Source organism: Desertibaculum subflavum (genome assembly GCA_003576705.1).
In the GTDB taxonomy this organism is placed as follows: Bacteria; Pseudomonadota; Alphaproteobacteria; order Ferrovibrionales; family Ferrovibrionaceae; genus Desertibaculum; species Desertibaculum subflavum.
The window spans coordinates 45,114-69,545 of sequence record QOZS01000012.1 but is presented as its reverse complement, the minus strand read 5'-3'; the positions used below and the strand labels follow the sequence as shown (position 1 = coordinate 69,545).

The window sequence follows — 24,432 nt, the reverse complement described above, 5'->3', positions numbered from 1 at the left end:
CCGGGCGGATCAGGCGGCGGCGCGGGAGCGGCGCACGCGCACCCGGTCGACGCGGCGCGATTTGGCGTCCAGCACCTCGAACTCGATGCCGGCGGGATGGCGGATCAGCTCGCCGCGCCGCGGCACCCGGCCGGCCAGCGCGACCACCAGCCCGCCTACGGTGTCGACCTCGTCCTCGAACTCGTCGGTCCGCAGGTTGAGCCCGAGCTTGCTTTCGAGTTCGTCAACGGTGGCGCGGCCGATGGTGTCGATCGAGCCGTCGGGCCGGTCGACCAGGGCCGGCGGCTCCGCCTCGTCGTACTCGTCCTCGATATCGCCGACGATCTGCTCGACCAGGTCCTCGATGGTGACCAGGCCATCGATGCCGCCGTACTCGTCGATCACCAGCGCCATGTGCAGGCGCGAGCCCTGCATTTCGCCGAGCAGGTCGAGCACCCGCATGGAAGGCGGGACGAACAACACCGGGCGGGCGATGAGCGGGATGGCGAATTCGCCGTTGCCGCCCCAATGCGGCAGCAGGTCCTTCACGTGCAGCATCCCGATCACTTCGTCGAGCGTGCCGCGATATACCGGCAGGCGCGAATGGCCGGCCTCGCGGAAGGCCTTGACCGTGAGGTCCAGGCCGCTCGACGCCTCGACGCCCATGATGTCGGCCCGCGGCACCATCACGTCGCCGACCCTGAGCTCGCCGATCCGCATCAGGTTGCGGATCATCACCTTGGCGAGCGGCGGCGCCTCGCGCCCGTCCTCGCCCGCCGCGCCGCCCTCCCCGGGCGGTATCAGCCCGATCGATCGCAGCAGGTCGTGCAACCACCCGCTGCGCTGATGGGGTTCGTCGCGTCCGCTACTTCGGTCCTCGTTCATGGTTCAGCGGTCATCCCTGGTCAGGCGATACGGATCGGCGATGCCGAGGCCGGCCAGGATGCGCGTCTCCAGCGCCTCCATCGCCTCCGCCTCCGCGTCGTTCTGGTGGTCATGGCCGATCAGGTGCAGGACGCCGTGCACGGCGAGATGGCTCACATGGCTGCGCACGGTCTTGCCCTGCTCCTTCGCCTCGCGCCGCACCGTCTCCAGCGCCAGCGCCACGTCGCCGAGATGGCGCGCCGTTCCGGGAATCGTTCCCCCGGCCGCGACCCGCTCATCCGGCATCGCCGGGAATGATAGCACGTTCGTCGGCTTGTTCTTGCCACGATACCGCCGGTTGAGGCGGCGCATCTCGGCATCGTCGGTCAGCAGGAAGGCGATGCTGTGCCGTCCACGCCCGGCCCGGCCGCGCGCCAATGCCGCCGCGGCGGCCTCGCGGCACAGCGCGGCCGGCGCACGCAAGGCGCGCCGCCAGTCGGAATGGGTGATCCGGACCTCGACTTCCAGCCCGGCCATCTTCGGCGGTGGCGGCATCGGCATCTCAGCGGCGGCGCCGCTCCCGCGCCTCGTAGGCGCGCACGATGCGGGCCACCATCGGATGGCGCACCACATCGGCCTCGCCGAACCGGATGACCGGCACTTCCTCGACATCCTCCATCACTTCCAGCGCGTCGGCCAGGCCCGACACCATGCCGGGCGGCAGGTCGGTCTGGCTCGGATCGCCGGTGACGGCCATGCGGGAATGCTCGCCGAGGCGGGTCAGGAACATCTTCATCTGCATGGGCGTCGCGTTCTGCGCCTCGTCCAGGATGATGAAGGAATGGGCGAGCGTGCGGCCGCGCATGAAGGCGAGCGGGGCGACCTCGATCTTGCCCGTCTCCATCCACTGCGTCATCTGCTCGCCCGGCAGCATGTCTTCCAGAGCATCGAACAGCGGGCGCAGATAGGGATCGACCTTCTCGCGCATGTCGCCGGGCAGGAAGCCGAGCCGCTCGCCCGCCTCCACCGCCGGCCGGGTCAGCACGATGCGGTCGACCTTGCCGGCCAGCAGCAAGGTCACCGCGGCGGCGACCGCCAGATAGGTCTTGCCGGTGCCGGCCGGGCCGAGGCCGAACACCAGCTCGTGCTTGGCCAGCGCCGCCATGTAGCGCGCCTGGGTCGGCGAGCGCGGGCCGATCAGCTTGCGTCGGGTGCGGAAACGCAGCGCGTCGCTCGACGGGTCGACGCCCTCGGCGACCAGGCGGATGGCCCCGTCGACATCGCCGAGCGTCACCGGCTCGCCGCGCTCCAGCCGCTGGTACAGGGCGCGCAGCACCTCGCCGGCGGCCATGCGGTCGCCGTCGCCGGCGATCGCCACCCGGTTGCCGCGCGGCGCGATGGTCACCGCCAGCTTCTGCTCGATGCGGGCGAGGTGGCGGTCGTGGTCGCCGTACAGCTCCGGCAGCAGGTCGTTGTTCTCGAAATGCAGGATCAGCGCGGTGCGATCGGCTGCCGGCGCCGCCTTGCCCTTCGGCCCGCGCGTCGGGTCAGGCCGCACGGGACGGTGCCTCCGACAGACGGCCGGTGACCGAGAGGGTGGCGGCGCTCTCGATCGTCACCGCCGCGATCCGGCCTTGCAGGGTAAGGGGCGCTTCGACATGCACCGCCTGCATATAGGGCGACCGTCCGGCGAGCTGGCCCGGCCGGCGGCCCGGCCGCTCCAGCAGCACGGGCATGGTGCGCCCGATCGTCGCGCGGTTGAACCCGGCCTGCTGCTCGCCGACCAGCGCCTGCAGCCGGGCGAGCCGCTCGGCCTTCACCGGCTCGGGAACGGTGATGTCGGTCATCTCGGCGGCCGGGGTGCCGGGCCTGGGGCTGAACTTGAACGAATAGGCCTGGGCGAAGCCGACCTGGCGCACCAGGTCGAGCGTTGCGGCGAAATCCGCCTCCGTCTCGCCGGGAAAGCCGACGATGAAATCGGAGGAAAGCGCGAGATCCGGCACCGCCCGGCGCAGGCGCGCGACGATGTCGCGATAATGCGCGGCGGTGTGACGACGGTTCATCGCGGCGAGGATGGTGTCGGAGCCGGACTGCACCGGGAGATGCAGGAACGGCATCAGCGCCGGCACGTCCCGATGCGCTGCGATCAGCTCGTCGTCGAGCTCGAGCGGATGCGAGGTGGTGTAGCGCAGCCGTTGCACGCCGTCGATTTCGGCCAGCGCCCGGATCAGCCGGCCGAGCGACCAGCTGCGGCCGTCCGGCCCGTCGCCGTGAAAGGCGTTGACGTTCTGGCCCAGCAGCGTGAGCTCGACAGTGCCGCCGGCGGCGAGGCGGCGCGCCTCGGCCAGCACGTCGGCGGCGGGGCGGGAATACTCGGCGCCGCGCGTATACGGCACGACGCAGAACGAGCAGAACTTGTCGCAGCCTTCCTGCACCGAGAGGAAGGCGGCCGGCCCGCGCGGCGTCGCTTCCTCCGGCAGAAGGTCGAACTTGCTCTCGACCGGGAAGTCGGTGTCGACCAGCCGGGCGGGACGGCCCGGCGGGCTCGCGGCGGCGCGGGCGATCAGGTCGGGCAGGCGGTGATAGGATTGCGGACCGACCACGACGTCGACATTGGACGCGCGGCGGGCCAGCTCCATGCCCTCGGCCTGGGCGACGCAGCCGGCGACAACGATCATCAGCCGGCGGCCTTCGGCGGCGCGCTCGCGCTGCAGGACGTTCAGGCGGCCCAGTTCGGAATAGATCTTCTCCGCCGCCTTCTCACGGATGTGGCAGGTATTGAGGATGACGAGATCGGCCTCCTCCGCCGTCTCGGCGCCGCCGAATCCCGCCGGGGCCAGCGCGTCGATCATGCGACCGCTGTCATAGACGTTCATCTGGCAGCCATAGGTCTTGACGTGGACCTTGCGGCTGGCGCCGGCCGGCGGGGATGGTGAGACGGTCATCCGAGGGGGCGCGGTGATAGCACGCACAAGCCCATCGTCAAGCTGCCTCCGCGATCGGCGGCAGCATCGGCGCCGGCGGCTGCGGTACCGGCCGGTCGATCGGTCGTCCGGTCAGCACGGAATCGACGCCCCGCATGGTCTCCAGCCGGCAATGCGCGCAGAGGTCCTTGCGGGTACGAAACTCGGCGATCGTCACCGGCGGATGAAACTCCACCACCACGCGGGTCGGTCCCGATTTCAGGAAGCGCCAGAGATGCGGCAGCAGATCCTGGTCGCCGACCCAGGCATAGACCGACATCGAGCGGCGGCCGGCCGGCATTTGGTCGAGATGGCTCAGCGCGATGGAGACCGGCTGCACCACCAGCGGCCGGCCGTCGATCCGACGCTCCGCCAGAGCGAAGAAGGCGCTCTTGTAGGCCAGCACGTGGATGCCGTCGCCCGACGTGCCCTCCGGGAACAGCACGAGATTGTCGCCCTTCTCCAGCCGGACCATCATCTCGTCGCGGTGATCGGCGGTGCGGCGCGCCTTGCGCTCGATGAAGACGGAGCGCTGCAGCCTGGCGAGCCAGCCGAAGAACGGCCAGCCGGCGATCTCGTACTTGGCGATGAACGAAAGCGGCGCGACCGTCGACAGCACCGGGATATCGAGCCATGAGACGTGGTTGGAGGCGAACAGCGTCGGGCCGTCGCCGTTGGGCGTGCCGCGCACCTCCACCTGCACGCCGAGCAGGTAGCAGACCACGCGGTGGTAGTAGACCGGCAGCCAGGCCGCGCCGCGCAGGCCCAGCGCCGCCATGACCAGCTGCACCGGCATCAGCGGCAGCGTCCAGACGAGGAACAGGAAAGCGATGCTCCAGGCGCGGATGGTCGCCATCGGACGCCGTCAGTTGCCGCCGCGCTTGCCCCGCGACGAGGCTGGGCCATCGGCCGGCACGGCATAGAGCTCCAGCCGGTGGTCGACCAGCTTGAAGCCGAGCTGCTGTGCCACCCGGCGCTGCAGCTCCTCGATCTCCTCGTTGCGGAACTCGACCACGTTGCCGGTCGACAGGTCGATCAGGTGGTCATGGTGCGCCCTGGGCGCCTGCTCGTAGCGGGCTCGCCCGTCGCCGAAATCGTGCCGGGTCAGGATGCCCGCCTCCTCGAAGGTGCGGACCGTGCGGTAGACCGTGGCGAGGCTGATGCGCGAATCCACCGCCACCGCGCGCCGGTGCAGGGCATCCACATCGGGGTGGTCATGCGCCTTGGCCAGGACATCGGCGATGACCCGGCGCTGCTCCGTCATGCGGAAGCCGCGCTCGGCGCAGACTTTCTCGATGCGTGCAAGCAGGTCGGCCTCGTCCTCGCGCTCCTCGCCGGCCCGCCGCTTCAGGTGGAGCCTTTTACGGTTACCGTCTTCCGCGGCTTCGCGCTGTGCCAAGTCCGATCTTTTTCGCAAGTTCCCGCCGTTGGTTAGCGTAATTGGGCGCCACCATGGGATAATCCGGCGGCAAGGCCCATCTCTCCCGGTACTGCTCCGGGGTCATATTGTACGCGGTCTTCAGGTGCCGCTTCAACATCTTCAGCTTTTTGCCGTCCTCGAGGCAGATGATGTAGTCGGGGTGGATCGACCGCTTCACCGGCACCGCCGGTTGCAGTTTCTCCGTGGGAATCTCCTGTTCGCCGAGGCCCGAGAGCGCGCCATAGACCTGCCGTATCAGCTGCGGCAGGTCGGTAGAATCCACGCGGTTGTTGGCCACATGGGAGGCCACGATGTTGGCCGTAAGGCCGAGGATCTCTCCCTTTTCCGCCTTTTCGTTCATCGTTTGCCTCCGCTGAGCAATTTTGTGAAATGGATAATATATTTGCCGATTAGAGAAATCAAATCGCGCGTATCGAGTATTGGCCGGTTAGAACTTGATTACTGCTGCCAAGATAGCGGGCGGTGTCAACGGTTCGCCCCGGGAATCCACAGGACGTCTCTGGCGCCGTCTTCATTGGCTTTGCGGCCAAGAACGAATAAGTGATCGGACAATCGATTGATATAGCGGATCGCTGCATCGTTCACGCTCTCGTGAGCCGCAAGCAGGGTGATCGCCCGCTCGGCCCGCCGCGCCACGGTGCGGCCGAGATGCAGATGGGCGGCGAGCGCCGTGCCGCCCGGCAGGATGAAGGAATTGAGCGGCGCGAGGCCGGCATTCATCGCGTCGATCTCGCGCTCCAGGCGTTCGACCTGGGCCTCGACGATGCGAAGCGGCGGATATTTCGGTTTGTCCTCGAACGGGGTGCAGAGATCGGCCCCGAGGTCGAACAGGTCGTTCTGGATGCGGGAAAGCATGACGTCGATCTCGCCCGCCGCGTGCAGGCGGGCGAGGCCGAGCACGGCATTGGCCTCGTCGACCTCGCCATAGGCGGCGACGCGCAAGGCGTGCTTCGGCACCCGGGTGCCGTCGCCGAGCGAGGTTTCGCCCTTGTCGCCGCCACGGGTGTAGATGCGGGTCAGCTTCACCATGGCCGGGTCACCGTCCGGAGAACAGGAAGGCGAGCACGATCAGCACGATGGCGACGAGCTGCAGCAGCACGCGCCAGCGCATCAGCACATTGCCCCAGCGGCGGTTGAACTCGCCGCCGCGCGCCATCACCACGACGCCGGCCAGCAGCACCGTCAGCACCGCCAGCATGGTGATCGCGGCCAGGATCCCGAACAGGTTCATGGCCGCATGATAAGCCGCCGCGGCGCGGCCGTCACAGTGACGCGCGTGGTCGGCACGCGTTTCTCACAGGAAGGAGTGGGGATCGACATCGACCTCGATGCGAAGGTCGGCGCGCGGCTTGATCGGCGCCAGCCAGCGCCGCAGCGCGGCCTGCAGCCGGACGCCGCGATCGGCCTTGACCAGGAAGCGCTGGCGATGCCGCCCGCGCAGCAGCGTGAGCGGTGCCGGCGCCGGGCCCCAGACTTCGAGGCCCTGATCGTTTGGCGCGGTGCGGGCGAGCTCACGCGTCAGGGCGCCGACCAGCTCCGGCGTCTTGCCGGAGACGATCAGCGCGGCGAGCCGGCCATAGGGCGGCATGCCGGCCTCGCGCCGCGCCGCCATCTCGCCGGCGATGAAGCCGTCGACATCGCCGGTGACGAGGGCCTGCAGCACCGGCGCCTCCGGCATGTAGCTTTGCAGCAGCACCCGCCCCGGATGCTCGGCCCGGCCGGCCCGGCCGGCCACCTGGCTCAGCAGCTGATAGGTGCGCTCGGCCGCGCGCAGGTCGCCGCCGGCGAGGCCGAGATCGGCGTCCACCACGCCGACCAGGGTCAGCATCGGGAAGTGATGGCCCTTGGCCAGCACCTGGGTGCCGACCAGCAGGTCGATCTCGCGGTCGAGGACCTTGCGCACCAGCTCCTCTGCCGCACGCGGGCCGACCAGCAGATCGGAAGCGGCGGTGGCGATACGCGCCTCCGGAAACAGCGCCGCCGCTTCCTCGGCCAGCCGCTCGATGCCCGGGCCACAGGGCTTGAAGCGCCCTTCCGCGCCGCAGGCCGGGCAGGCCGGCGGCGGCCGCGTCTCGTGGCCGCAATGATGGCAGCGCAGCTGGCCGGCGAAACGGTGCTCGACCAGCCAGGTCGAGCAGTTCGGGCATTGCAGGCGGTGGCCGCAGGCGCCGCAGAGCGTGAGCGGCGCATAGCCGCGGCGGTTGAGGAAGAGCAGCGCCTGCTCGCCGGCGGCCAATGTCTCCTGAACAGCAGCCGTGAGCGGCGGCGACAGCCAGCGCCCGCGCGCCGGCGGCTCGCGGCGCAAGTCGATCATGCGGATCTGCGGCAGCTCCGCCGCGCCGTGCCGGTTCGGCAGGTGCACGGCCCTGTAGCGCCCGCGCTCGACATTGAAGCGCGTTTCCAGCGAGGGCGTCGCCGAGGCGAGCACGGCGGGGAAGCCGCCGATCTGCGCCCGCAACACCGCCATGTCGCGCGCGTGATAGCGCACGCCGTCCTCCTGCTTGAACGAGGCGTCGTGCTCCTCGTCGACCACGATCAGGCCGAGCCGGGGATAAGGCAGGAACAGCGCCGAACGCGCGCCGACCACCACATGCGCCGCGCCGGTCGCGACATGGCGCCAGTTGCGCCGCCGTTCGGTCGATCTCAGGTCGGAATGCCACTCGGTCGGCGCCACGCCGAAGCGTGCCTCGAAGCGCGTCAGCCACTGCGCCGACAGCGCAATCTCGGGCAGCAGCACCAGCACCTGCCGCCCTTTGGCCACGGCGGCGGCGATCGCCTCGAAATAGACCTCGGTCTTGCCGGAGCCGGTGACGCCGTCGATCAGGGTGACCGAGAAGGCGCCCTCGTCGACGCGCGCCTGCAGCGCCGCCGCCGCCTCGCGCTGCGCCTTGCTGAGATCGGGCCCCGGCCGCGCCAGATCGGGCAGCGGGGGCGGCGCATGCGCCGGCAGCTCGATCGCGGTCAGCGCGCCGGCGTCAATCAGGCCGCGCACCACGCCGGTGCCGACCCCGGCGGCCTCCGCGATGTCGGCCACGCTGCGCGGCGGGCCGTCTTGCAGCACGTCGATCACGCGCCGGCGCGCCGCGGTCAGCCGCTCCGGCACCGCCGGGCCGAGGGCATAGGCGATCTTCGGCGGCGGCGGCTCCAGTGCGGCGCTGGTGCTGAGGCACATGCGCAGGACCGCGCCCGGCGGCGTCAGCGTGTAGTCGGCGATGCGATCGACGAAGGTGCGGGTCTCCGGCGGCAGCGGGGGACAGTCGATGCCGGCTTCGACGGCCTTCAGCTTGGCGGCGTCAACCTCGCCGGTCGCCGCGCCCCAGACCACGCCCAGGCTGATGCTGCGCCCTAGCGGCGCCAGCACCAACTCGCCCGGCCGCACGCCCGCCGGCACCAGATAGTCGTAGGCGCCCGCCAGCGGCAGCGGCAGCAGGACGGCAGCGGGACGGGCGGGCGACTCGGTATCCGGCATCGCCCCAACTTAAGGGGGGCGGTAGGCCGCGATCTATCCGCGTGCGCTTGCCTGAACCTTCTCGTGCTTCAGCGCGTCGAAGGTCGGTGTGTTGAGGCAGAAGTCGCGCGGGTCGTCCTTGATCTCGCCGGCCTGCCAGTAGCGGCAGCGCCGCCATTCCCGGCATTCGGCGCAGGTCCGCTGCAGGTCGCGCAGCACCAGACCCTGCGCCTCGGCGTCACGCGGATCGACGCCGACGAACTTCATCATGCCGGCCATCAGCGTGGCCGCGCAGGGCTGGGCGCGGCTGACGAAGCTGATGTCGCCCGGCGGCTCGCCCAGATCGTGCAGGATCCGGTCGCGGTCGCCCGCAGGGAGGTGACTGAGCTCGGCGCGCTCAGCCCGGCGCCGGCGCGCCGCGGCAAACGCAGCCTTGGCGTCGGCGAGCCAGCCGGCGATCATGGATTCGCGGTGAGGGGCGTTGGTGGATCGGGCCATGTCGATGCCTCCACAAGGCGTTGGAAAAACTCTGCGCGCGTGACTGCCCGGGAGCTTTGACCGTGATCAAACGAGTCAGGGGCGTGACAATTCGCGCAGGCCTGTGGCGCGCGGCGCGTGGCGCCTTAGATTCGGTTCCGTGAGGCGATCGGGCGGGGAGTTCGATGCGCCAAGCGATATTCGCTGTTCTTGGTTGGCTCGCGGCGCTTGCCGGGCCGGCCCTGGCTGAAACCTACCGCAATCCCGAATACGGCTTCGCCGTCGAGTTGCCGCCAGGCCTGCCTACCTGCCGCCGGCCGATCGGCGAGCCCGACCAGGGCATCGCCGTGTTCCTGGATGCCGGTCCCGGCGGCTGCATCAGCGCCGGCGCCCGGCCGTTGGTGACGCTGTTCGGCCGCTACAACGCCGATCACCGGCCGAGCCCGGAGGCGGAGCTGCGCCGCGTCTGCGCCCTGCTGCCCGGCAGACAGATGCCGGCGCCGCCGGATCTCACCATTGGCGATCTCGACTCGGCGGCCTGCCGGGTGAACCGCACCGGCGGCTGGGTCGACATCCTGGTGGTCGCCCAGGCGGGGGCGCGGCCGGAAACAATGGGTGCGACGGGCACGATCGCCCAGGCCACGCCCTTCATCAACTACACGGCCCTATTGCACACGCATATCCGGCGGCTGGATCGGGATATCGACACCCTGAGGCTGCTGCTGGATCGGATATCTATCGATAAGTGATTGATAAAATTGGAATATTTTGGAAGAATCAAATAATACTCTTCGAATATGTATGATACTGACTATGCGAGATCATGCGCCGATGTCATTTGACCGAGGCCGTATTGTGCCCAATGATATGTAGAACGTATTATTTACGCACTTGGGGTGTGTTTTGCGCCATCTTCCCGTGATGCTGGATCTGCACGGCCGCAAGGTCGTGGTGATCGGGACGACCGCGGCGGCCGAACGGCGGGCCGAGCAGCTCCACCGCGCCGGCGCGGTCGTGCTGCGCCTGGCCGGTCAGGCGGCCCCGAGCCTGGCCGAGCTGATGGCCGACGTGCCGCGCAGCGGCTGCATCGAGCGTGGCGATCTGGCTGGCGCGGCGCTGGTCTTTGTCGCCGTGGCCGAGCCGGAGGAGGCCGCCTGCCTCGCCGCCACCGCCCGCGAGGCGCGGATGCCGGTGCATGTCGCCGATCGCGCGGATCTCTCCGATTTCGTCATGCCGGCGATCGTCGAGCGCGGCGAGATCGTAGTGGCGGTCGGCACCGGCGGCGCCGCGCCGGTGCTGGCGCGGCGTATCCGCGAGCGTATCGAGCGTGCGCTGCCGGCGCGGATCGAGACTCTGGCGAAGCTGTTCGCCGGCTTCCGCGACAGCGCGAAGCGCCTGCTGCCCGATCTCGCCGAGCGCCGCCGCTTCTGGGAGCATGCCGCCGACGGCGCCGTCGCCGATGCCGCGCTGGCGGGCAACGAGACGCGGGCGCGGGCGCTGCTGGTCGAGCAGCTGAACGGCTCCGCCGGGCCGGCGGCCGGCCATGTCCATCTGGTCGGCGCCGGGCCTGGAGATCCCGACCTGCTGACCGTGAAGGCGCTGCGCGCGCTGCAGGACGCCGATGTCATCCTGCATGACGAGCTGATCGGCGAGGGCATTCTCGACCGCGCCCGGCACGATGCGGCGCGCATCCATGTCGGCAAGCGGAAGGACCGGCATTCGAAGTCGCAAGCCGAGATCAACGCCTTGCTGGTCGCGCTGGCACGCGAGGGCAAGCGCGTGGTGCGGCTGAAAGGCGGCGACCCATTCGTGTTCGGCCGCGGCGGCGAGGAGCTCGAATATCTGCGCGCCCACGGCATCGACGTGACCGTGGTGCCCGGCGTGACCGCGGCGCTCGGCTGCACCGCCGCTGCCGGCTTCCCGGTCACCCATCGCGGCCTCGCCTCGAACGTCACCTTCGTCACCGGGCATGACAGCGCCGGCCATCCGGGGCCGGACTGGCAGGCGCTGGCGCGCACCGGCGGCACGCTGGCGATTTATATGGGCGCGTCGCAGGCGGGTTCGATCGCCCGTGCGCTCAAGGCCGGCGGCCTTGCGCCGTCGACGCCGGTGGCGGTGATCGCCGACGGCACGCGCACAAACGAGAAGGTGGCGACGGGCTGCCTTGCCGAACTGGCGATCCTGGTGGCGCAGATGCCGGCGGGTGCCGCGATCCTGCTGGTGGTCGGCGAAGTGGTGCGGCTCGCGCCCGCCTTCGCCAGCGGCTGCGAGGAACTGGAGGCCGCGTCATGAGCCGGAAGCCCAAAGGTCCGCAGGCCGTGACGGCGAACCGCCTGGGCGACGGCGCCGTGGTCTATCTCGCCGAAACTGGCCGCTGGTCGACGCGGCTGGAGGAGGCGCGCCTCCTGCTCGACGCGGCGCAGGCCGACGCGATGCTCGACGAGGCCGGGCGCGATGCCGCGACCCGCGTGGTCGGCCCCTATCTGATCGAAGTCGAAACCGGCGATGCGGGCCCCCGTGTCGCGTCCTTGCGCGAGCGCATCCGCGCTACCGGCCCCACCATCTAAGGGCGACGAAGATGTACGCCTATGACCGCCACGACCGCATGTTCGTCCACGCCCGGGTGGAGCAGTTCCGCGACCAGGCGGCGCGCCGCCTGAAGGGCGAGCTCTCGGAGGACGAGTTCAAGCCGCTCCGCCTGCAGAACGGGCTCTATCTGCAGCTGCACGCCTACATGCTGCGGGTCGCCATTCCCTACGGCACTTTGGACGCGCGGCAGATGCGCCAGCTGGCGCTGATCGCCCGCCGGCACGACCGCGGCTTCGGCCACTTCACCACGCGGCAGAACATCCAGTTCAACTGGATCAAGCTGGAGGAGGCGGCCGACGCGCTGCACCTGCTCGCCGAAGTCGACATGCACGCGATCCAGACCAGCGGCAACTGCATCCGCAACGTCACCGCCGATGCCTGGGCCGGCGTCGCGCCGGACGAGATCGAGGATCCGCGCATCTGGTCCGAGATCATCCGCCAGTGGTCGACCAACCACCCGGAATTCTCCTTCCTGCCGCGCAAGTTCAAGATCGCCGTCACCGGCTCGCCGGCCGACCGCGCCGCGGTGAAGGTGCACGATATCGGCCTGCGCATGCACCGGAACGCGGCCGGCGAGACCGGCTTCGAGGTGATCGTCGGCGGCGGCCTCGGCCGCACGCCGATCATCGGCACGACCTTGAAGGATTGGCTGCCGAAGCGCGACCTCTTGAGCTATCTCGAAGCGACCTTGCGCGTCTACAACCGCTACGGCCGGCGCGACAACATCTACAAGGCCCGCATCAAGATCCTGGTGCACGAGCTTGGGCCGGAAAAGATGCGGGACGAGGTCGAGGTCGAGTTCCAGACGATCAGGGACGGCGCGCTGGCGCTGCCGGCGGAGACGATCGCCGAGATCGCGGCGCATTTCGCGCCGCCGCGCTATGCGAAGCAGCCCGGCTTTGCGCCCGCGCACGAAACCCTGCGCCGCACTTCGCCCGGCTATCGCCGCTGGGTCGAAACCAATGTCGTGCCGCATCGCGAGCCGGGCTACGCCATCGTGCACTTCTCGCTGAAGCCGGAAGGCGGCGTGCCGGGCGATGCCACGGCCGAGCAGATGGAAGCGGTCGCCGATCTCGCCGAGAAGCATTCGCTCGGCGAGATCCGCGTCACGCATACGCAGAACCTGGTGCTGCCGCATGTGGCGGTGGAAGACCTGCCGGCGGTGTGGCGCGCCGCCGAGGCGGTCGGCTTCGCCACGCCGAACCTGGACCTGGTCACCGACATCATCGCCTGCCCCGGCCTCGACTATTGCAGCCTCGCCAATGCGCGCTCGATCCCGGTCGCGCAGCGCATCACGCGTCGCTTCGCGGATCTCGGCCGCGTGCACGAGATCGGGCCGCTCTCGATCAAGATCTCCGGCTGCATCAATGCCTGCGGCCATCATCACATCGGCGCCATCGGCATCCTCGGCGTCGACAAGCAGGGCGAAGAGTTCTACCAGATCACCCTCGGCGGCAATGCCGGGCCGGAGGCCCGGCTCGGCGATCTGCTCGGCCCGGCGGTCTCGGCCGATCGCGTGGTCGACACGGTGGAGGCAGTGGTCGAGGCCTATCTCGCCATCCGTGCGCCTGGCGAGGACTTCCTCGCAACTTACGCCCGCCTCGGCCTCGCCCCGTTCAAGGAGCGCGCCTATGCCCCTCGTTAGGGACGGCAAGGCCGTCGCCGACGGCTGGACCACGGTCGCCGACGACGCGGCGCTGCCCGCTGACGCGCCGGTCATCGTCTCCTTCGCGCGCTGGAGGGCGGAGCGCGCCGTGCTGGAACAGCGCAACGCGCCGCTCGGCCTCGGCCTGAAGAACACCGACGCGGTGGAGGAAGTCGGGCCGGAGATCCATCGCTTCGGCTTGGTCGCGCTGAATTTCCCGAAATTCAGCGACGGCCGCGCCTACAGCCAGGCACGCCTCCTGCGCGAGCGCTACGGCTTCAAGGGCGACCTGCGCGCCACCGGCCAGGTGCTGCCGGACCAGCTGATCCACATGTTGCGCGCCGGCTTCGACAGCTTCGACACGGCCGACGCACGCGTGCTGCAGCAATGGTCGAAATCGGTCGCCGCCTACCACGCCTTCTATCAGCCGATCGGCCGCCTGCGCCCGACGCTCGACAATCTGCGGCGCGAGGAAGCGCGACCGGCCGCGGCGGATTAGTCTTGCCAGCTCCGTCATGGCCGGGCTTGTCCCGGCCATCCACGCCTTAGGGCAGTGCTGCGGAGAGCCGTGGATGCCCGGGACAAGCCCGGGCACGACGCTGTTGCGGCTCGGGGTCAGCCGAGGTTCGGCAGCGGCTCGGCGTGCAGGTCGCGCACGAGGCCGGCCAGGGTCTCGCGGTCGGCGTCGTCCTTCAGCGGGATCGAGAACTCCGCGTTAGTCACCACGCGGCCATAGCGGTCGTGCAGCTTGCGGCCGATCTCCTCGAAGGTGCCGATCGTCGCGTAGGTGTGCAGCACCTCGTCGGAGATGAATTGCGGCATCTCCTCCCAGCGCTGTGCCTTGGAGAGCCCCGCCAGCTCGCGGGCGAGATCGCCGAGGCCGTGATGCTCGAAGGCGGCGATATAGGCTGGTGTCGAGGCATAGAAGGCGACGCGGGCGCGCACGTCGCGGATCTTCGGCTGCAACTCGGCTTCGGTCCGCGCGGTGGCGATCAAGGGCTTGATCGCCACCTGGAAGCGGTCGAGCCGGCGATCGGCGATCCGTGCACCTTCGCGCGCCGAGGGCAGCATCACCTTCTCGATATAGCTCGCGGTGCAGACCGGGTGCGGGCGCAGCCCATCCGCCACCTCGCCGGCGACACGGCACATATAGGTGTTCACCGCGGCGAGATGGATCGGGATTGATGGATGCTCGATCGGTCCGGGATCGAACAGCGGCACCATCAGGTTGATGTTGTAGTGCTCGCCATGCACGTCGAGCTTTGTCCCGTTCTGCCAGCAATCCCACACCGCCCGCACCGCGCGCACGTATTCGCGCATCCACGGTCCCGGCGGCGACCATTTGAGACCGTAGCGGCGCTCGATATGGCCCTTCACCTGGGGGCCCAGGCCGAGGGTGAAGCGGCCGCCCGACAGCTTCTGCAAGGTCCAGGCGCTCAGCGCCGTCGTGGTCGGGCTGCGCGGGAAGGCGATGGCGACGGCGGTGCCGAGCTTGAGCCGGGTGGTAGCCTGGGCGGCGAGGGCGCAGAACACGAAGGGGTCCTGCTTGGTCTCCTCCACCATGACGCCGTCATAACCCAGCGTCTCGAGCAGCTGGCAATCGGCGCCGACGCGGCCGAGATCCAATTGCTGCTCGGGCGCGCGCAAGCCCGGATCCACCTTCCCGATCGGCAGGAGCGTCTCGATCCGCATCCCGGTCCTCCCTGTTCAGCCGGCCGTCTGCCCGGCCCCCGCCATTTCAAGGATCAGCTTCTTGTGAATCGCTTCTGCGAAGGAAGCGAAATCGCGCGCCGGCACCACGAAGGCGCCGGGACCGCCGATCACGTTCTCCGCATAATACGCATCGATATCCGGCTCCATATGCAGGATGGGCAGACCGTTGATGGTGATCCGCTCGGCCACCGCCGTATCGCGCGCCGGCACCGGCGGCGGGCCGTTGTTCGATCGGCCGTCGCCTGAGACGTCGATCACCCGCCGCTGCGGCGCCACCGGCAACTCGGTCAGCAGGCGGCGGCCGAAATCGATCGCACCGGCCGGCGACGTGCCGCCGGCGAAGATCTGCCGCGGCAGCTTCTCCAGCAGGGCGGCGAAGCGCAGGACGTCCTCCGGCGAGCGCAGCAGGGTCCACGGCACCGAAAGATTCTGCAGCAGATAGCCGGACCACTGGAAATAGGTGATGGCGACGGTGCGGTGCAGCCCGCCCGTGATGGCGCGGATCACGTCCTTCTGGCGGAACGCCGCGGCATAGCCCTGCTGCTGCAGGTCGTAATGCTCGCTTCGCATGCTGCCGGAGCAGTCCGCGGCGAGGACGAGGGCCAGATCGGCGGGCGGAGCCGCCGGGCTGCGACGCGCCGCGGCCGGGGCCATCGCCAGGCCGCCGGCCGCCAGCAAGAGGTGTCGACGATCGATCGGAATGGTGCGCAACCCCGGCGAGACGTCCCGGGGATGCTAGCAGAGCCGGCGGGCGCCGCGGCAAGCCCGGCTTCCGGATCACGCAGATGATACTTCGGCACCGCGTCATAACCTTAAGCGCTGTCGGGGTTTACCTCGATTTCGTGGGGCTTTAGCGCTGCGGCCGCGCTTGCCAATGCGCCGGCCGGTGCCCTAGTTTACCGGTCAGTCGAAAGGTGGGGCGTCAGGCTCGACGCCCAATCTCCCAACGGGTCGGACCGGTGGCAGATTGTCGGACGGGGGGTGCGCCGGAGGGGCGTGCAGTCTGCCGACAAAAGGCCCGTCTGACCCAGAGGAGACCGTCGAGCCGCCGGATCGGCCGGGCCCCACGGGAGGAGCGTCCTACGGTGAAGCCGACCGACATTTCGGTCCCCGACTACTTTCATAAAGTCGTCGATTGCCAATGGGCCTGCCCGGCCCACACACCGGTCCCTGAATACATCCGGCTGATCGCCGCGCGTCGCTTCGGCGATGCCTACATGATCAACTGGAAGTCCAACGTATTCCCCGGGGTCCTCGGCCGAACCTGCGACCGCCCCTGCGAGCCGGCCTGCCGGCGCGGCAGGGTGGAGAAGGAACCGGTTGCCATCTGCCGGCTCAAGCGGGTCGCCGCCGACTACAAGGGCGACATCCGCGATCGGCTGCCGCAACCGGCGCCGCAGAAGAACGGCAAGCGCGTGGCGCTGATCGGCGCCGGCCCGGCCTCGCTCACCGTGGCGCGCGACCTGCTGCCGCTCGGCTATCACGTCACGATCTACGAGCAGGATCCGTTCGCCGGCGGCATGATCCGCACCCAGATCCCGAAATTCCGCCTGCCGGAAGAGGTGATCGACGAGGAGGTCGGCTACATCCTGGGCCTTGAGCCGGAGCTGCGCCTAGGCAAGAAAATCGACAGCCTGAAATCGGTGCTGGACGAGGGCTATGACGCGGTGTTCGTCGGCTGCGGCGCGCCGCGCGGCCGCGATCTCGACATCCCCGGCCGCAAGGCAGCGGCCGCGCATATCCATGTTGGCATCGACTGGCTGTCCAGCGTGTCGTTCGGCCACGTCACCTCGATCGGCAAGCGGGTGATCGTGCTGGGCGGCGGCAACACGGCGATGGATTGCTGCCGCTCCGCCCGCCGGCTCGGCGGCGAGAGCGTGCAGGTCGTGGTGCGCTCCGGCTTCGAGGAGATGAAGGCGTCCCCCTGGGAGAAGGAGGACGCGATGCACGAGGGCATCCCGATCCACAACTTCCTGGTGCCCAAGTCGGTGCAGCACGATGGCGGCAAGCTGAAGGCCATGGTGTTCGAGAAGGTGAAGCCGGAATACGACGCCAAGGGCCGGCGCAACCTGGTGCCGACTGGCGAGCCCGATGTCGTGCTGGAATGCGACGACGTGCTGGTCGCGGTCGGCCAGGAGAACGCCTTCCCCTGGATCGAGCGCGATCTCGGCATCGCCTTCGACAAGTGGGACATGCCGGTGGTCGATCCGGTGACCTTGCAATCTTCGCGGCCGGACGTGCTGTTCGGCGGCGATGCCGCCTTCGGCCCGAAGAACATCATCTGGGCCGTTGCGCATGGCCACGACGCGGCCGTGTCGATCGACAAGCTCTGCAACGGCGAGGATACGCGGCTTCGCCCGGCGCCCGACTTCAGCCTGATCAGCCAGAAGATGGGCATCCACGAATGGTCCTACGACAACCAGATCTCCAACGACCTGCGCTTCAAGGTGCCGCTGCGCGACACCAAGGAGGCGCTGAGCAGCATCAAGCTCGAGGTCGAGCTCGGCTTCGACGACAAGCTCGCCTATGAGGAGGCGGAGCGCTGCCTCAATTGCGACGTGCAGACGGTGTTCACCACCAACCTCTGCATCGAATGCGATGCCTGCGTCGATATCTGCCCGATGGACTGCATCACCTTCACGCCGGACGGCGAGGAGGCGGAGCTGCGCGAGCGCCTGATGGCGCCGGCGAAGAACCTGACGCAGGATCTCTACGTCGCCGACGGGCTGAAGACCGGCCGCCTCATGGTGAAGGACGAGGATGTCTGCCTTCACTGTGGCCTCTGCGCCGAGCGTTGTCCCACCGGTGCGTGGGACATGCGCAAATCCCTGATCGAAATGACCCATGCGGGACCGCAATGCCGCGCCTAGAAGCCGTCAACGACTTCGTCGTCAAGTTCGCCAACGTCAACGGCTCGGGCTCGGCCTCGGCCAACACGCTGTTCGCGAAATCGATCATCCGGATGGGCATTCCGGCGACGCCGCGCAACATCTTCCCGTCCAACATCCAGGGCCTGCCGACCTGGTACGAGGTGCGCGTCTCCGAGAAGGGCTATGTCGGCGCGCGCGGCGGCGTCGACCTCGTGGTCGCGATGAACCCGCAGACCTGGGATGCCGACGTGAAGGAGATCGAGCCGGGCGGCTATCTGTTCTATGACAGCTCCAAGCCGATGCCGGCGTCGAAGTTCCGGAACGACGTCAACACCATCGGCGTGCCGCTGACCGAGATGTGCAACAAGGCCTACTCGGACCCGCGCCAGCGCCAGCTGTTCAAGAACATCATCTATGTCGGCGCGCTCTCGGCGCTCTTGAACATCGAGCCGGAAGTGGTCGAGAAGCTGTTCTACGAGCAGTTCCGCGGCAAGGAGAAACTGATCGACAGCAACTCGAAGGCCTTCCATATGGGCCGCGACTGGGCGTTCCAGAATCTGGAATGTCCGCTCGGCATCCGGCTGGAGCGGCGCGACGCGGTCGGCGACAAGATCCTGCTCGAAGGCAACAGCGCGGTCGCGCTGGGCGCCGTCTATGGCGGCGCCACCGTCTGCGCCTGGTATCCGATCACGCCGTCTTCCTCGGTGGCGGAAGCCTTCCAACGGCATTGCCGGCGCTATCGCACCGACAAGGCGACCGGCAAGGGCAAGTACGCGATCGTGCAGGCAGAGGACGAGCTCGCCTCCATCGGCATGGTGATCGGCGCCGGCTGGAACGGCGCGCGCTCGTTCACCGCGACCTCCGGCCCCGGCATCTCGCTGATGCAGGAATTCTTAGGCCTCGCCTATTTTGCCGAGATCCCGGCCGTGGTGATCGACGTGCAGCGCGGCGGGCCCTCCACCGGCATGCCGACGCGCAACCAGCAGTCGGATGTGCTGACCTGCGCCTATGCCAGCCATGGTGACACCAAGCACGTGCTGCTGTTCCCGGAAGACCCGCGCGAATGCTTCGAGTTCGGCGCCACGGCCTTCGATCTCGCCGACCGGCTGCAGACCCCGATCTTCGTCATGCTGGAGCTCGAGATCGGCATGAACGAGCGGCTGTGCAAGCCGCTCGCCTGGGACCCGAACCGCAAGATGGACCGCGGCAAGGTGATGAGCGCGGCCGATCTCGAATCCGGCAAGCTGTTCGGCCGCTATCTCGACGTGGACGGCGACGGCATCCCCTACCGCACCTATCCCGGCACGCATCCGAGCAAGGGCAGCTACTTCACCCGGGGCACCACCAAGGACCGGATGGCGCGCTATTCGGAGGAGGGGCCCGACTACATCGAGAACATGGAGCGCCTGCTCAAGAAGTTCGCCACCGCCAGGAAGCTGGTGCCGCCGGCGCTGCTCCGGCAGGCGAGCCAGCCGACCAAGTACGGCGTGATCTATTACGGCTCGACCAGCCCGGCGATGAGCGAGGCGCTGGAAGAGCTGGAGAAGCGCAACATCCACCTGAACGCGCTGCGCGTCCGCGCCTTCCCGTTCGGCGAGGAGGTGGAGGCGTTCATCGCCGCGCATGACCGCGTCTTCGTGGTCGAGCAGAACCGCGACGCCCAGCTCCGCTCCTTGCTGGTCAATGAGCTCGAGATCGATCCGGCGCGGCTGGTCAAGGTGCTGCACTACGACGGCAACCCGATCACCGCTCGCTTCATCATCGGCGGCATCGCCGAGCGCCTCGCCGGCGCCAACGTGACCCCGCTTCGCAAGGCCGTGCCATGACCTATCTGGCCAAACCCAAATTCCGCCATCCCGAGCTGCCGCGCAACGCGCTGGGTTTCACCCGGCGCGATTACGAAGGCAGCGTATCGACATTGTGCGCCGGCTGCGGCCACGATTCGATCTCGGCCGCGATCATCCAGGCCTGCTACGAGCTGGCCCTGCCGCCGCACCGCATCGCCAAGCTCTCCGGCATTGGCTGCTCGTCGAAGACGCCGACCTATTTCCTCGGCTCCAGCCACGGCTTCAACAGCGTGCACGGCCGCATGCCGTCGGTGCTGACCGGCGCCAACATGGCGAACCGCGATCTGATCTATCTCGGCGTCTCCGGCGACGGCGACAGTGCCTCGATCGGCCTCGGCCAGTTCGCCCATGCCATCCGCCGCGCCGTGAACATGACCTATATCGTCGAGAACAACGGCGTCTACGGCCTGACCAAGGGCCAGTTCTCGGCCACTTCCGACAAGGGCTCGAAGAGCAAGAAGGGCGTGGTCAATTCCGACGAGCCGATCGACATGATCGGCATGGCGCTGCAGCTCGGCGCCACCTATGTCGGCCGCTCGTTCTCCGGCGACAAGGCGCAGCTGGTGCCCCTGATCAAGGGCGCGCTGCTGCATCCCGGCGCCGCCTTCATCGACTGCGTCAGCCCCTGCGTCGCCTTCAACAACCACGAAGGCTCGACCAAGAGCTTCGACTATGTGCGCGCGCATAACGAGGCGGTGAACTTCCTCGACGTGATCACGCCGCGGGCCGAGATCACCACCGACTACGCGCCGGGCGAGATGGTCGATGTGCGCCAGCACGACGGCAGCATCATCCGCCTGAAGAAGGTGGCGGAGGATTACGATCCGACCGACCGCATCAAGGTGATGAACTTCCTGCAGGAGCAGCAGGCCAAGGGCGAAGTGGTGACCGGCCTTCTGTTCGTCGATCCGGAGCCGCAGGACCTGCACGGCGCGCTCGCCACCGTGACGGCGCCGCTGAACGAGCTCGGCGACGGCGATCTCTGCCCCGGCGCGGCGGAGATCGACAAGATCAACGCGGGCCTGCGCTGAAGCGTGACGGACCGGCCATCGGGCCTGTTTTGCGGAGCACAGCCGTCACGGGACGGCTTCTGCCGCAATCAGCCCTAGGGCCAGCGCGGCGGCGACCGGCGGTAGCCAATGCGGCACCGCAAAGACGCCCTTGCCAGCCGGTTGGCGGCGCTGGATGCGCCAGAGCGCGATATCGACGACCGCGAAAATACCCAGGGTAAGCGCGTTGGCCACGGCCAGCAGCCTGTCGAACGGAATCAGCAACGCGGTCGCCAGCACGATGCCGCCGGCCAGCGCGGTGGCCTCGACCGGCACGCGGGTCCGCGGATGGACGCGGCCCAGCATGGCGGGAAGCTGCCCCCGTCGGGCCATGCCGTAGAACAGCCGCGCCAGCATCATGATCTCGACCAGGACGCCGTTGGCGATGGCCAGAGCCCCCACGAGAGCGAACAGCGTCGCGTACGCGCCCGGGAACAGGTCAATCAGAGGGCTCTGGCCACCGCGGCCGGCAGACACCAGGGCCGCCGCCACCACGACATAGAGCAGCGTGCTGACCAGAACCGCGCCGACGATGCTGTAGGGTATGGTGCGGCGCGGGTCCTTGGCCTCTTCCGCCATATTGGCCAGGCTTTCGAAGCCGATAAAAGCGAAGAACGCAATGAAGGCGCCGGCCACGACACCCTGCAAGGCGGGGAAATTCGACGGCAGCATGGCCGCGACATCGAAAGCGGGCGCGGCGAGGAAGCCCGCCCCGGCCGCAACGACCAGGCCCAGTATCTCGACCGCACCGATGATGGCGGCGAAGCCGGTGCTCTCCCGCACCCCCGCCATGGCGAGCAGCGTGAAGCTTGCGACCAGCAGCGTGATCAGGACGGCGGAGGGGAGGGCGACGAGCAGAGACAGATATTGGATCGCGCCGCTGGCGATCGAGGCGGCGGCGATCGCCACCGCCAGGGTCAAGGCTGCCCCGGTGAGCTGCGCCAGGCGATCGGAGCCGAACCCTTCCTTGACGTAAGCTGCGGCGCCGGAGGCCTCCGGAAATCGGCTCGCAAGTTCCGCATAGCAAAGCCCGGTCATGGCGGCGGCGACGCCCGCCAGGAGGAACGACAGCGGCGCCGCAGCAGCGGCCCGGTCGATCACCGAAGCGATCGCGACATACACGCCCGCTCCGACGATGACGGCAAGCCCGTAGAAGAGCAGCGGCCCTACCGTGAGCGAGCGCCGCAGCGCGCCATGCCGATGCGCCGGATTACCTTCGATCGTCATCACGGCGCCGGGGGCGTGATCGGCAAGGCATTCGCTTCAGCGTCTCTCCAATTCGATCCTACTTTCTTGTCCCGATGATGCATCCCACTGATTCCCTGCCTCTACGTACGTGCATGGTTCGAAGAATTTCATGTGTTTTTACCGCATTTCTGAACCAAATTAATTTGTCTAAACGGAATCTTCTTCATCCAAATACTTCTGTTACATTGATCCCGCTTTGTGACGGGAGGGTCGTGCGATGCAGGACCTTACAATCTTGTTTGTGGCATGCGTGGTGTTCGGCTTCTGCCTGAGTGCGATGGTGATGCATGCGCTCGGCCTGCCGCGCGACGCCAGTCTTGGGACGGCGCTGACGGTGATGACGACCGCCGCGGTCGCCTTCCTCGCCGGCGTGGTGACCTGGCTGGTGTCGGAGGGATTGTGGAACCAGGCGGTGGTGGCGGTGCTCGCCTATGTCACTGCGGCGCTGGCCGGTCTGATCGCGGATCCGGCCAAGCGCCGGCTCGGCCTCGTGGTCTCGACCAGCGGCTGGGTGGTGCTGCCGCTGGCCGCCATCGTGGTGATGCGGTCGATCTAGCGGGCTAAGCGGCGGCGACGCGCGCGCCTTCCTGCTCGCAGGTCGGCGCCGTGTCGGAGACGGTGGCGCGCTGCATGTCGCGGCGCCAGCGCAGGTCGTCGAACTCGGTGCCGCGGTGCATGGTGCAGCGATCGTCCCACATGACGAGGTCGTGCACGCGCCAGCGATGGGTGTAGACGAACTGGCGCTGGGTCGCGTGCGCGGTCAGTTCGGCGAGCAGCTTTTCCGCCTCGTCCTGGGCCAGGCCGATGATGCGCCCGGCATGCGAGGCGATGTAGAGCGTCTTCCGCTTCGAGCCGGCATGGGTGCGCACCAGCACCTGTGGTACCGGCGGCATCTCGCGCTTCTCCTCCTCGTTGAACTGGGCGAAGCCGAGCTTGGCGCGGCTGTACTGGATCGAGTGCTCGGCCACCAGGCCTTCGATGCGCCGCTTGGTCTCTCCGGGCAGGGCATCGTAGGCGGCGCGCAGATCGGCGAACTCGGTATGCCCGCCGATCGGCGGGATGGCGCGGGCATAGAGCAGCGAGCACTTGGCCGGCACCCGCTTGAACGAGCTGTCGGTATGCCAGAGCCGATTGCCGAGCTGGAACATGCGCAAGCGGCTCTTCTCGCCCCAGATCTGGTCCCTGGCGTTCAGGTTGGAGACATCGGCGATCTCGGGCCGGACGCGCAGGTTTTCGTCGCCGCGATAGACGGCGATCGAGGTCTCGAGCGGTCCGAAGCGGCGGGCGAAATCGAGATGCTGCTCCGCCTCCAGATGCTGGTCGCAGAACACCAGCACGGAATATTTTTCGAACGCCGCCTCGACCTCGGCGAATTCCGCGTCCGTGAGCGGCTTCGCCAGGTCGATATCGTGCACCTCCGCCGCGAAATCCGGCGTGACCGGCATGATGGTGATCGCCATGTCGATTTCCTCCGAGCCGCGCTCAGCCGCGGCCGATCCAGGGCATCTTGGTCGCCATCACGGTCAGGAACTGGATATTGGCGTCGAGCGGCAGGCTCGCCATGTGCACGATCGCGTTGGCGACGTTCTGCACGTCCATGGTCGGCTCCACCATGATCTCGCCATTGGGCTGCGGCACGCCGTTCTTCATCCGCTCGGTCATCTCGGTCGCCGCATTGCCGATATCGATCTGGCCGCAGGCGATGTCGTATTTCCGGCCGTCCAGCGAGGTCGACTTGGTGAGGCCGGTGACGGCGTGCTTGGTCGAGGTATAGGGCGCCGAATTCGGTCGCGGCGCGTGGGCGGAGATCGAGCCGTTGTTGATGATGCGGCCGCCGCGCGGGCTCTGCGCCTTCATGATCTTGAAGGCCTCCTGGGTGCACAGGAACACGCCGGTCAGGTTGGCGTCGACCACCGCCTTCCACTGCTCGTAGGTGAGATCCTCCAGCGCCACCGGCGGCGCGCCCATGCCGGCATTGTTGAACAGCACGTCGAGCCGGCCGAAGGTCTCCTTGGTCGTGGCGAACAGCGCCTTCACCGAGGCCGGATCGCCGACATCGGTCGGGACCGCCAGCGTCTTGACGCCGAGATCGCGCGCCGCGGCGGCGGTCGCCTCGATGGCGTCCTTGCGCCGCCCCGCGAGGGCCACGGCATAGCCGGCCTTGGCGAGAGCGAGTGCGGAGGCGCGGCCGATGCCGCTGCCGGCGCCGGTGACCATTGCGACCTTGCTGGCTGCCATCTGACGATCCTCCCCTTGGTATGATACGGCCCTCGGCCCCATGCTAGCGCCGGGATGCGAT

The 24,432-nt window shown here is 68.4% G+C and carries 25 protein-coding genes; 9 read left to right on the top strand and 16 right to left on the bottom strand.

The genetic code is table 11. The features are described 5' to 3' along the window. Positions 1-9: 9 nt before the first annotated feature. The 11 genes from DT074_RS08325 to DT074_RS08275 form a co-directional block, all read right to left on the bottom strand. Complete coding sequence (locus DT074_RS08325) at positions 10-810, bottom strand: hemolysin family protein (RefSeq protein ID WP_162914727.1); 801 nt, start codon at positions 808-810, stop codon at positions 10-12. Between the two features lie 57 nt (positions 811-867). Beyond that, a complete protein-coding gene (ybeY, locus tag DT074_RS08320; RefSeq protein WP_368744538.1) occupies positions 868-1,398 on the bottom strand; it encodes an rRNA maturation RNase YbeY in 531 nt (176 codons plus the stop codon). A gap of 7 nt (positions 1,399-1,405) precedes the next feature. Next, complete coding sequence (locus DT074_RS08315) at positions 1,406-2,401, bottom strand: PhoH family protein (RefSeq protein WP_438503674.1); 996 nt, start codon at positions 2,399-2,401, stop codon at positions 1,406-1,408. Continuing rightward, entirely contained in the window at positions 2,391-3,788 is a 1,398-nt protein-coding gene (miaB, locus tag DT074_RS08310; RefSeq protein ID WP_119419371.1) for a tRNA (N6-isopentenyl adenosine(37)-C2)-methylthiotransferase MiaB, read from the bottom strand. The genes DT074_RS08315 and miaB overlap by 11 nt, the downstream gene beginning before the upstream one ends. A 37-nt stretch (positions 3,789-3,825) precedes the next feature. After that, positions 3,826-4,662 (bottom strand): lysophospholipid acyltransferase family protein, encoded by an 837-nt coding sequence (locus DT074_RS08305; protein WP_119419370.1) that lies wholly within the window; start codon positions 4,660-4,662, stop codon positions 3,826-3,828. 9 nt (positions 4,663-4,671) lie between these two features. After that, a complete protein-coding gene (locus tag DT074_RS08300) occupies positions 4,672-5,115 on the bottom strand; it encodes a Fur family transcriptional regulator (RefSeq protein WP_368744544.1) in 444 nt (147 codons plus the stop codon). 58 nt (positions 5,116-5,173) lie between these two features. Then, entirely contained in the window at positions 5,174-5,587 is a 414-nt protein-coding gene (locus DT074_RS08295) for a Ros/MucR family transcriptional regulator (RefSeq protein ID WP_119419369.1), read from the bottom strand. A gap of 125 nt (positions 5,588-5,712) precedes the next feature. Beyond that, positions 5,713-6,276 (bottom strand): cob(I)yrinic acid a,c-diamide adenosyltransferase, encoded by a 564-nt coding sequence (locus DT074_RS08290; RefSeq protein WP_119419368.1) that lies wholly within the window; start codon positions 6,274-6,276, stop codon positions 5,713-5,715. 7 nt (positions 6,277-6,283) lie between these two features. Beyond that, a complete protein-coding gene (locus tag DT074_RS08285; protein WP_119419367.1) occupies positions 6,284-6,478 on the bottom strand; it encodes a twin transmembrane helix small protein in 195 nt (64 codons plus the stop codon). Positions 6,479-6,541: 63 nt separating this feature from the next. Then, positions 6,542-8,716 (bottom strand): primosomal protein N', encoded by a 2,175-nt coding sequence (locus DT074_RS08280; RefSeq protein WP_119419366.1) that lies wholly within the window; start codon positions 8,714-8,716, stop codon positions 6,542-6,544. Between the two features lie 33 nt (positions 8,717-8,749). Further along, on the bottom strand, positions 8,750-9,193 hold the full coding sequence (locus tag DT074_RS08275; RefSeq protein ID WP_162914726.1) for a DUF6455 family protein: 444 nt from the start codon (positions 9,191-9,193) through the stop codon (positions 8,750-8,752). A gap of 164 nt (positions 9,194-9,357) precedes the next feature. On the opposite strand from DT074_RS08275, the gene DT074_RS08270 reads away from it, so the two are divergent. The 5 genes from DT074_RS08270 to DT074_RS08250 all read left to right on the top strand — a co-directional run bounded on the left by DT074_RS08270 (position 9,358) and on the right by DT074_RS08250 (position 13,905). Beyond that, positions 9,358-9,921 carry a hypothetical protein gene (locus DT074_RS08270; RefSeq protein WP_119419364.1) on the top strand — a complete coding sequence of 188 codons (564 nt, stop codon included), beginning with the start codon at positions 9,358-9,360 and terminating at the stop codon, positions 9,919-9,921. A 154-nt stretch (positions 9,922-10,075) separates the two neighbouring features. After that, a complete protein-coding gene (gene cysG / locus DT074_RS08265) occupies positions 10,076-11,464 on the top strand; it encodes a siroheme synthase CysG (protein WP_368744537.1) in 1,389 nt (462 codons plus the stop codon). Further along, complete coding sequence (locus DT074_RS08260; RefSeq protein WP_119419362.1) at positions 11,461-11,739, top strand: DUF2849 domain-containing protein; 279 nt, start codon at positions 11,461-11,463, stop codon at positions 11,737-11,739. The genes cysG and DT074_RS08260 overlap by 4 nt, the downstream gene beginning before the upstream one ends. An 11-nt stretch (positions 11,740-11,750) precedes the next feature. Then, the gene (locus DT074_RS08255) at positions 11,751-13,406 is read left to right on the top strand and encodes a nitrite/sulfite reductase (protein ID WP_119419361.1); all 1,656 of its coding nucleotides are present in this window, start codon (positions 11,751-11,753) and stop codon (positions 13,404-13,406) included. Continuing rightward, positions 13,393-13,905 (top strand): DUF934 domain-containing protein, encoded by a 513-nt coding sequence (locus DT074_RS08250; protein ID WP_119419360.1) that lies wholly within the window; start codon positions 13,393-13,395, stop codon positions 13,903-13,905. The genes DT074_RS08255 and DT074_RS08250 overlap by 14 nt, the downstream gene beginning before the upstream one ends. Before the next feature lie 116 nt (positions 13,906-14,021). Here DT074_RS08250 and DT074_RS08245 read toward each other — a convergent pair whose 3' ends face one another. Together DT074_RS08245 and DT074_RS08240 are read right to left on the bottom strand one after the other, a co-directional pair. Then, the gene (locus tag DT074_RS08245; RefSeq protein WP_119419359.1) at positions 14,022-15,098 is read right to left on the bottom strand and encodes a TIGR03617 family F420-dependent LLM class oxidoreductase; all 1,077 of its coding nucleotides are present in this window, start codon (positions 15,096-15,098) and stop codon (positions 14,022-14,024) included. Between the two features lie 15 nt (positions 15,099-15,113). Further along, the gene (locus tag DT074_RS08240) at positions 15,114-15,773 is read right to left on the bottom strand and encodes a DUF1194 domain-containing protein (protein ID WP_162914725.1); all 660 of its coding nucleotides are present in this window, start codon (positions 15,771-15,773) and stop codon (positions 15,114-15,116) included. Positions 15,774-16,204: 431 nt separating this feature from the next. On the opposite strand from DT074_RS08240, the gene DT074_RS08235 reads away from it, so the two are divergent. Genes DT074_RS08235 through DT074_RS08225 form a run of 3 tightly spaced genes read left to right on the top strand, consistent with a single transcriptional unit; the run spans position 16,205 to position 20,867 of the window. After that, positions 16,205-17,989, top strand: a complete 1,785-nt coding sequence (locus tag DT074_RS08235) for an FAD-dependent oxidoreductase (protein WP_119419357.1) — start codon at positions 16,205-16,207, stop codon at positions 17,987-17,989. Then, positions 17,977-19,815, top strand: coding sequence for a 2-oxoacid:acceptor oxidoreductase subunit alpha (locus tag DT074_RS08230; RefSeq protein WP_119419356.1), 1,839 nt, complete (start codon positions 17,977-17,979; stop codon positions 19,813-19,815). The genes DT074_RS08235 and DT074_RS08230 overlap by 13 nt, the downstream gene beginning before the upstream one ends. Next, positions 19,812-20,867 carry a 2-oxoacid:ferredoxin oxidoreductase subunit beta gene (locus DT074_RS08225; RefSeq protein ID WP_119419355.1) on the top strand — a complete coding sequence of 352 codons (1,056 nt, stop codon included), beginning with the start codon at positions 19,812-19,814 and terminating at the stop codon, positions 20,865-20,867. The genes DT074_RS08230 and DT074_RS08225 overlap by 4 nt, the downstream gene beginning before the upstream one ends. Before the next feature lie 45 nt (positions 20,868-20,912). Here the strand turns inward: DT074_RS08225 and DT074_RS08220 are convergent, their stop codons facing one another. After that, the gene (locus tag DT074_RS08220) at positions 20,913-22,112 is read right to left on the bottom strand and encodes an APC family permease (protein WP_119419354.1); all 1,200 of its coding nucleotides are present in this window, start codon (positions 22,110-22,112) and stop codon (positions 20,913-20,915) included. A gap of 238 nt (positions 22,113-22,350) precedes the next feature. Here DT074_RS08220 and DT074_RS08215 point away from each other — a divergent pair, with 238 nt between their 5' ends. Further along, positions 22,351-22,689, top strand: a complete 339-nt coding sequence (locus DT074_RS08215; protein WP_119419353.1) for a hypothetical protein — start codon at positions 22,351-22,353, stop codon at positions 22,687-22,689. Between the two features lie 4 nt (positions 22,690-22,693). Here DT074_RS08215 and DT074_RS08210 read toward each other — a convergent pair whose 3' ends face one another. Both DT074_RS08210 and DT074_RS08205 read right to left on the bottom strand, forming a co-directional pair. After that, positions 22,694-23,593 (bottom strand): TauD/TfdA dioxygenase family protein, encoded by a 900-nt coding sequence (locus tag DT074_RS08210; protein ID WP_119419352.1) that lies wholly within the window; start codon positions 23,591-23,593, stop codon positions 22,694-22,696. A 22-nt stretch (positions 23,594-23,615) separates the two neighbouring features. Then, positions 23,616-24,371, bottom strand: coding sequence for an SDR family oxidoreductase (locus DT074_RS08205; RefSeq protein WP_119419351.1), 756 nt, complete (start codon positions 24,369-24,371; stop codon positions 23,616-23,618). Between the last annotated feature and the right edge of the window lie 61 nt (positions 24,372-24,432).

Bases quoted from the DNA above. Each gene is read 5' to 3' on its own strand.
- ybeY (WP_368744538.1), bottom strand. From the start codon at position 1,398: ATGCCGCCACCGCCGAAGATGGCCGGGCTGGAAGTCGAGGTCCGGATC.
- miaB (WP_119419371.1), bottom strand. From the start codon at position 3,788: ATGACCGTCTCACCATCCCCGCCGGCCGGCGCCAGCCGCAAGGTCCAC.
- DT074_RS08305 (WP_119419370.1), bottom strand. From the start codon at position 4,662: ATGGCGACCATCCGCGCCTGGAGCATCGCTTTCCTGTTCCTCGTCTGG.
- DT074_RS08295 (WP_119419369.1), bottom strand. From the start codon at position 5,587: ATGAACGAAAAGGCGGAAAAGGGAGAGATCCTCGGCCTTACGGCCAAC.
- DT074_RS08290 (WP_119419368.1), bottom strand. From the start codon at position 6,276: ATGGTGAAGCTGACCCGCATCTACACCCGTGGCGGCGACAAGGGCGAA.
- DT074_RS08285 (WP_119419367.1), bottom strand. From the start codon at position 6,478: ATGAACCTGTTCGGGATCCTGGCCGCGATCACCATGCTGGCGGTGCTG.
- DT074_RS08280 (WP_119419366.1), bottom strand. From the start codon at position 8,716: ATGCCGGATACCGAGTCGCCCGCCCGTCCCGCTGCCGTCCTGCTGCCG.
- DT074_RS08275 (WP_162914726.1), bottom strand. From the start codon at position 9,193: ATGGCCCGATCCACCAACGCCCCTCACCGCGAATCCATGATCGCCGGC.
- DT074_RS08270 (WP_119419364.1), top strand. From the start codon at position 9,358: ATGCGCCAAGCGATATTCGCTGTTCTTGGTTGGCTCGCGGCGCTTGCC.
- DT074_RS08260 (WP_119419362.1), top strand. From the start codon at position 11,461: ATGAGCCGGAAGCCCAAAGGTCCGCAGGCCGTGACGGCGAACCGCCTG.
- DT074_RS08255 (WP_119419361.1), top strand. From the start codon at position 11,751: ATGTACGCCTATGACCGCCACGACCGCATGTTCGTCCACGCCCGGGTG.
- DT074_RS08250 (WP_119419360.1), top strand. From the start codon at position 13,393: ATGCCCCTCGTTAGGGACGGCAAGGCCGTCGCCGACGGCTGGACCACG.
- DT074_RS08245 (WP_119419359.1), bottom strand. From the start codon at position 15,098: ATGCGGATCGAGACGCTCCTGCCGATCGGGAAGGTGGATCCGGGCTTG.
- DT074_RS08240 (WP_162914725.1), bottom strand. From the start codon at position 15,773: ATGGCCCCGGCCGCGGCGCGTCGCAGCCCGGCGGCTCCGCCCGCCGAT.
- DT074_RS08230 (WP_119419356.1), top strand. From the start codon at position 17,977: ATGCCGCGCCTAGAAGCCGTCAACGACTTCGTCGTCAAGTTCGCCAAC.
- DT074_RS08225 (WP_119419355.1), top strand. From the start codon at position 19,812: ATGACCTATCTGGCCAAACCCAAATTCCGCCATCCCGAGCTGCCGCGC.
- DT074_RS08220 (WP_119419354.1), bottom strand. From the start codon at position 22,112: ATGACGATCGAAGGTAATCCGGCGCATCGGCATGGCGCGCTGCGGCGC.
- DT074_RS08215 (WP_119419353.1), top strand. From the start codon at position 22,351: ATGCAGGACCTTACAATCTTGTTTGTGGCATGCGTGGTGTTCGGCTTC.
- DT074_RS08210 (WP_119419352.1), bottom strand. From the start codon at position 23,593: ATGGCGATCACCATCATGCCGGTCACGCCGGATTTCGCGGCGGAGGTG.
- DT074_RS08205 (WP_119419351.1), bottom strand. From the start codon at position 24,371: ATGGCAGCCAGCAAGGTCGCAATGGTCACCGGCGCCGGCAGCGGCATC.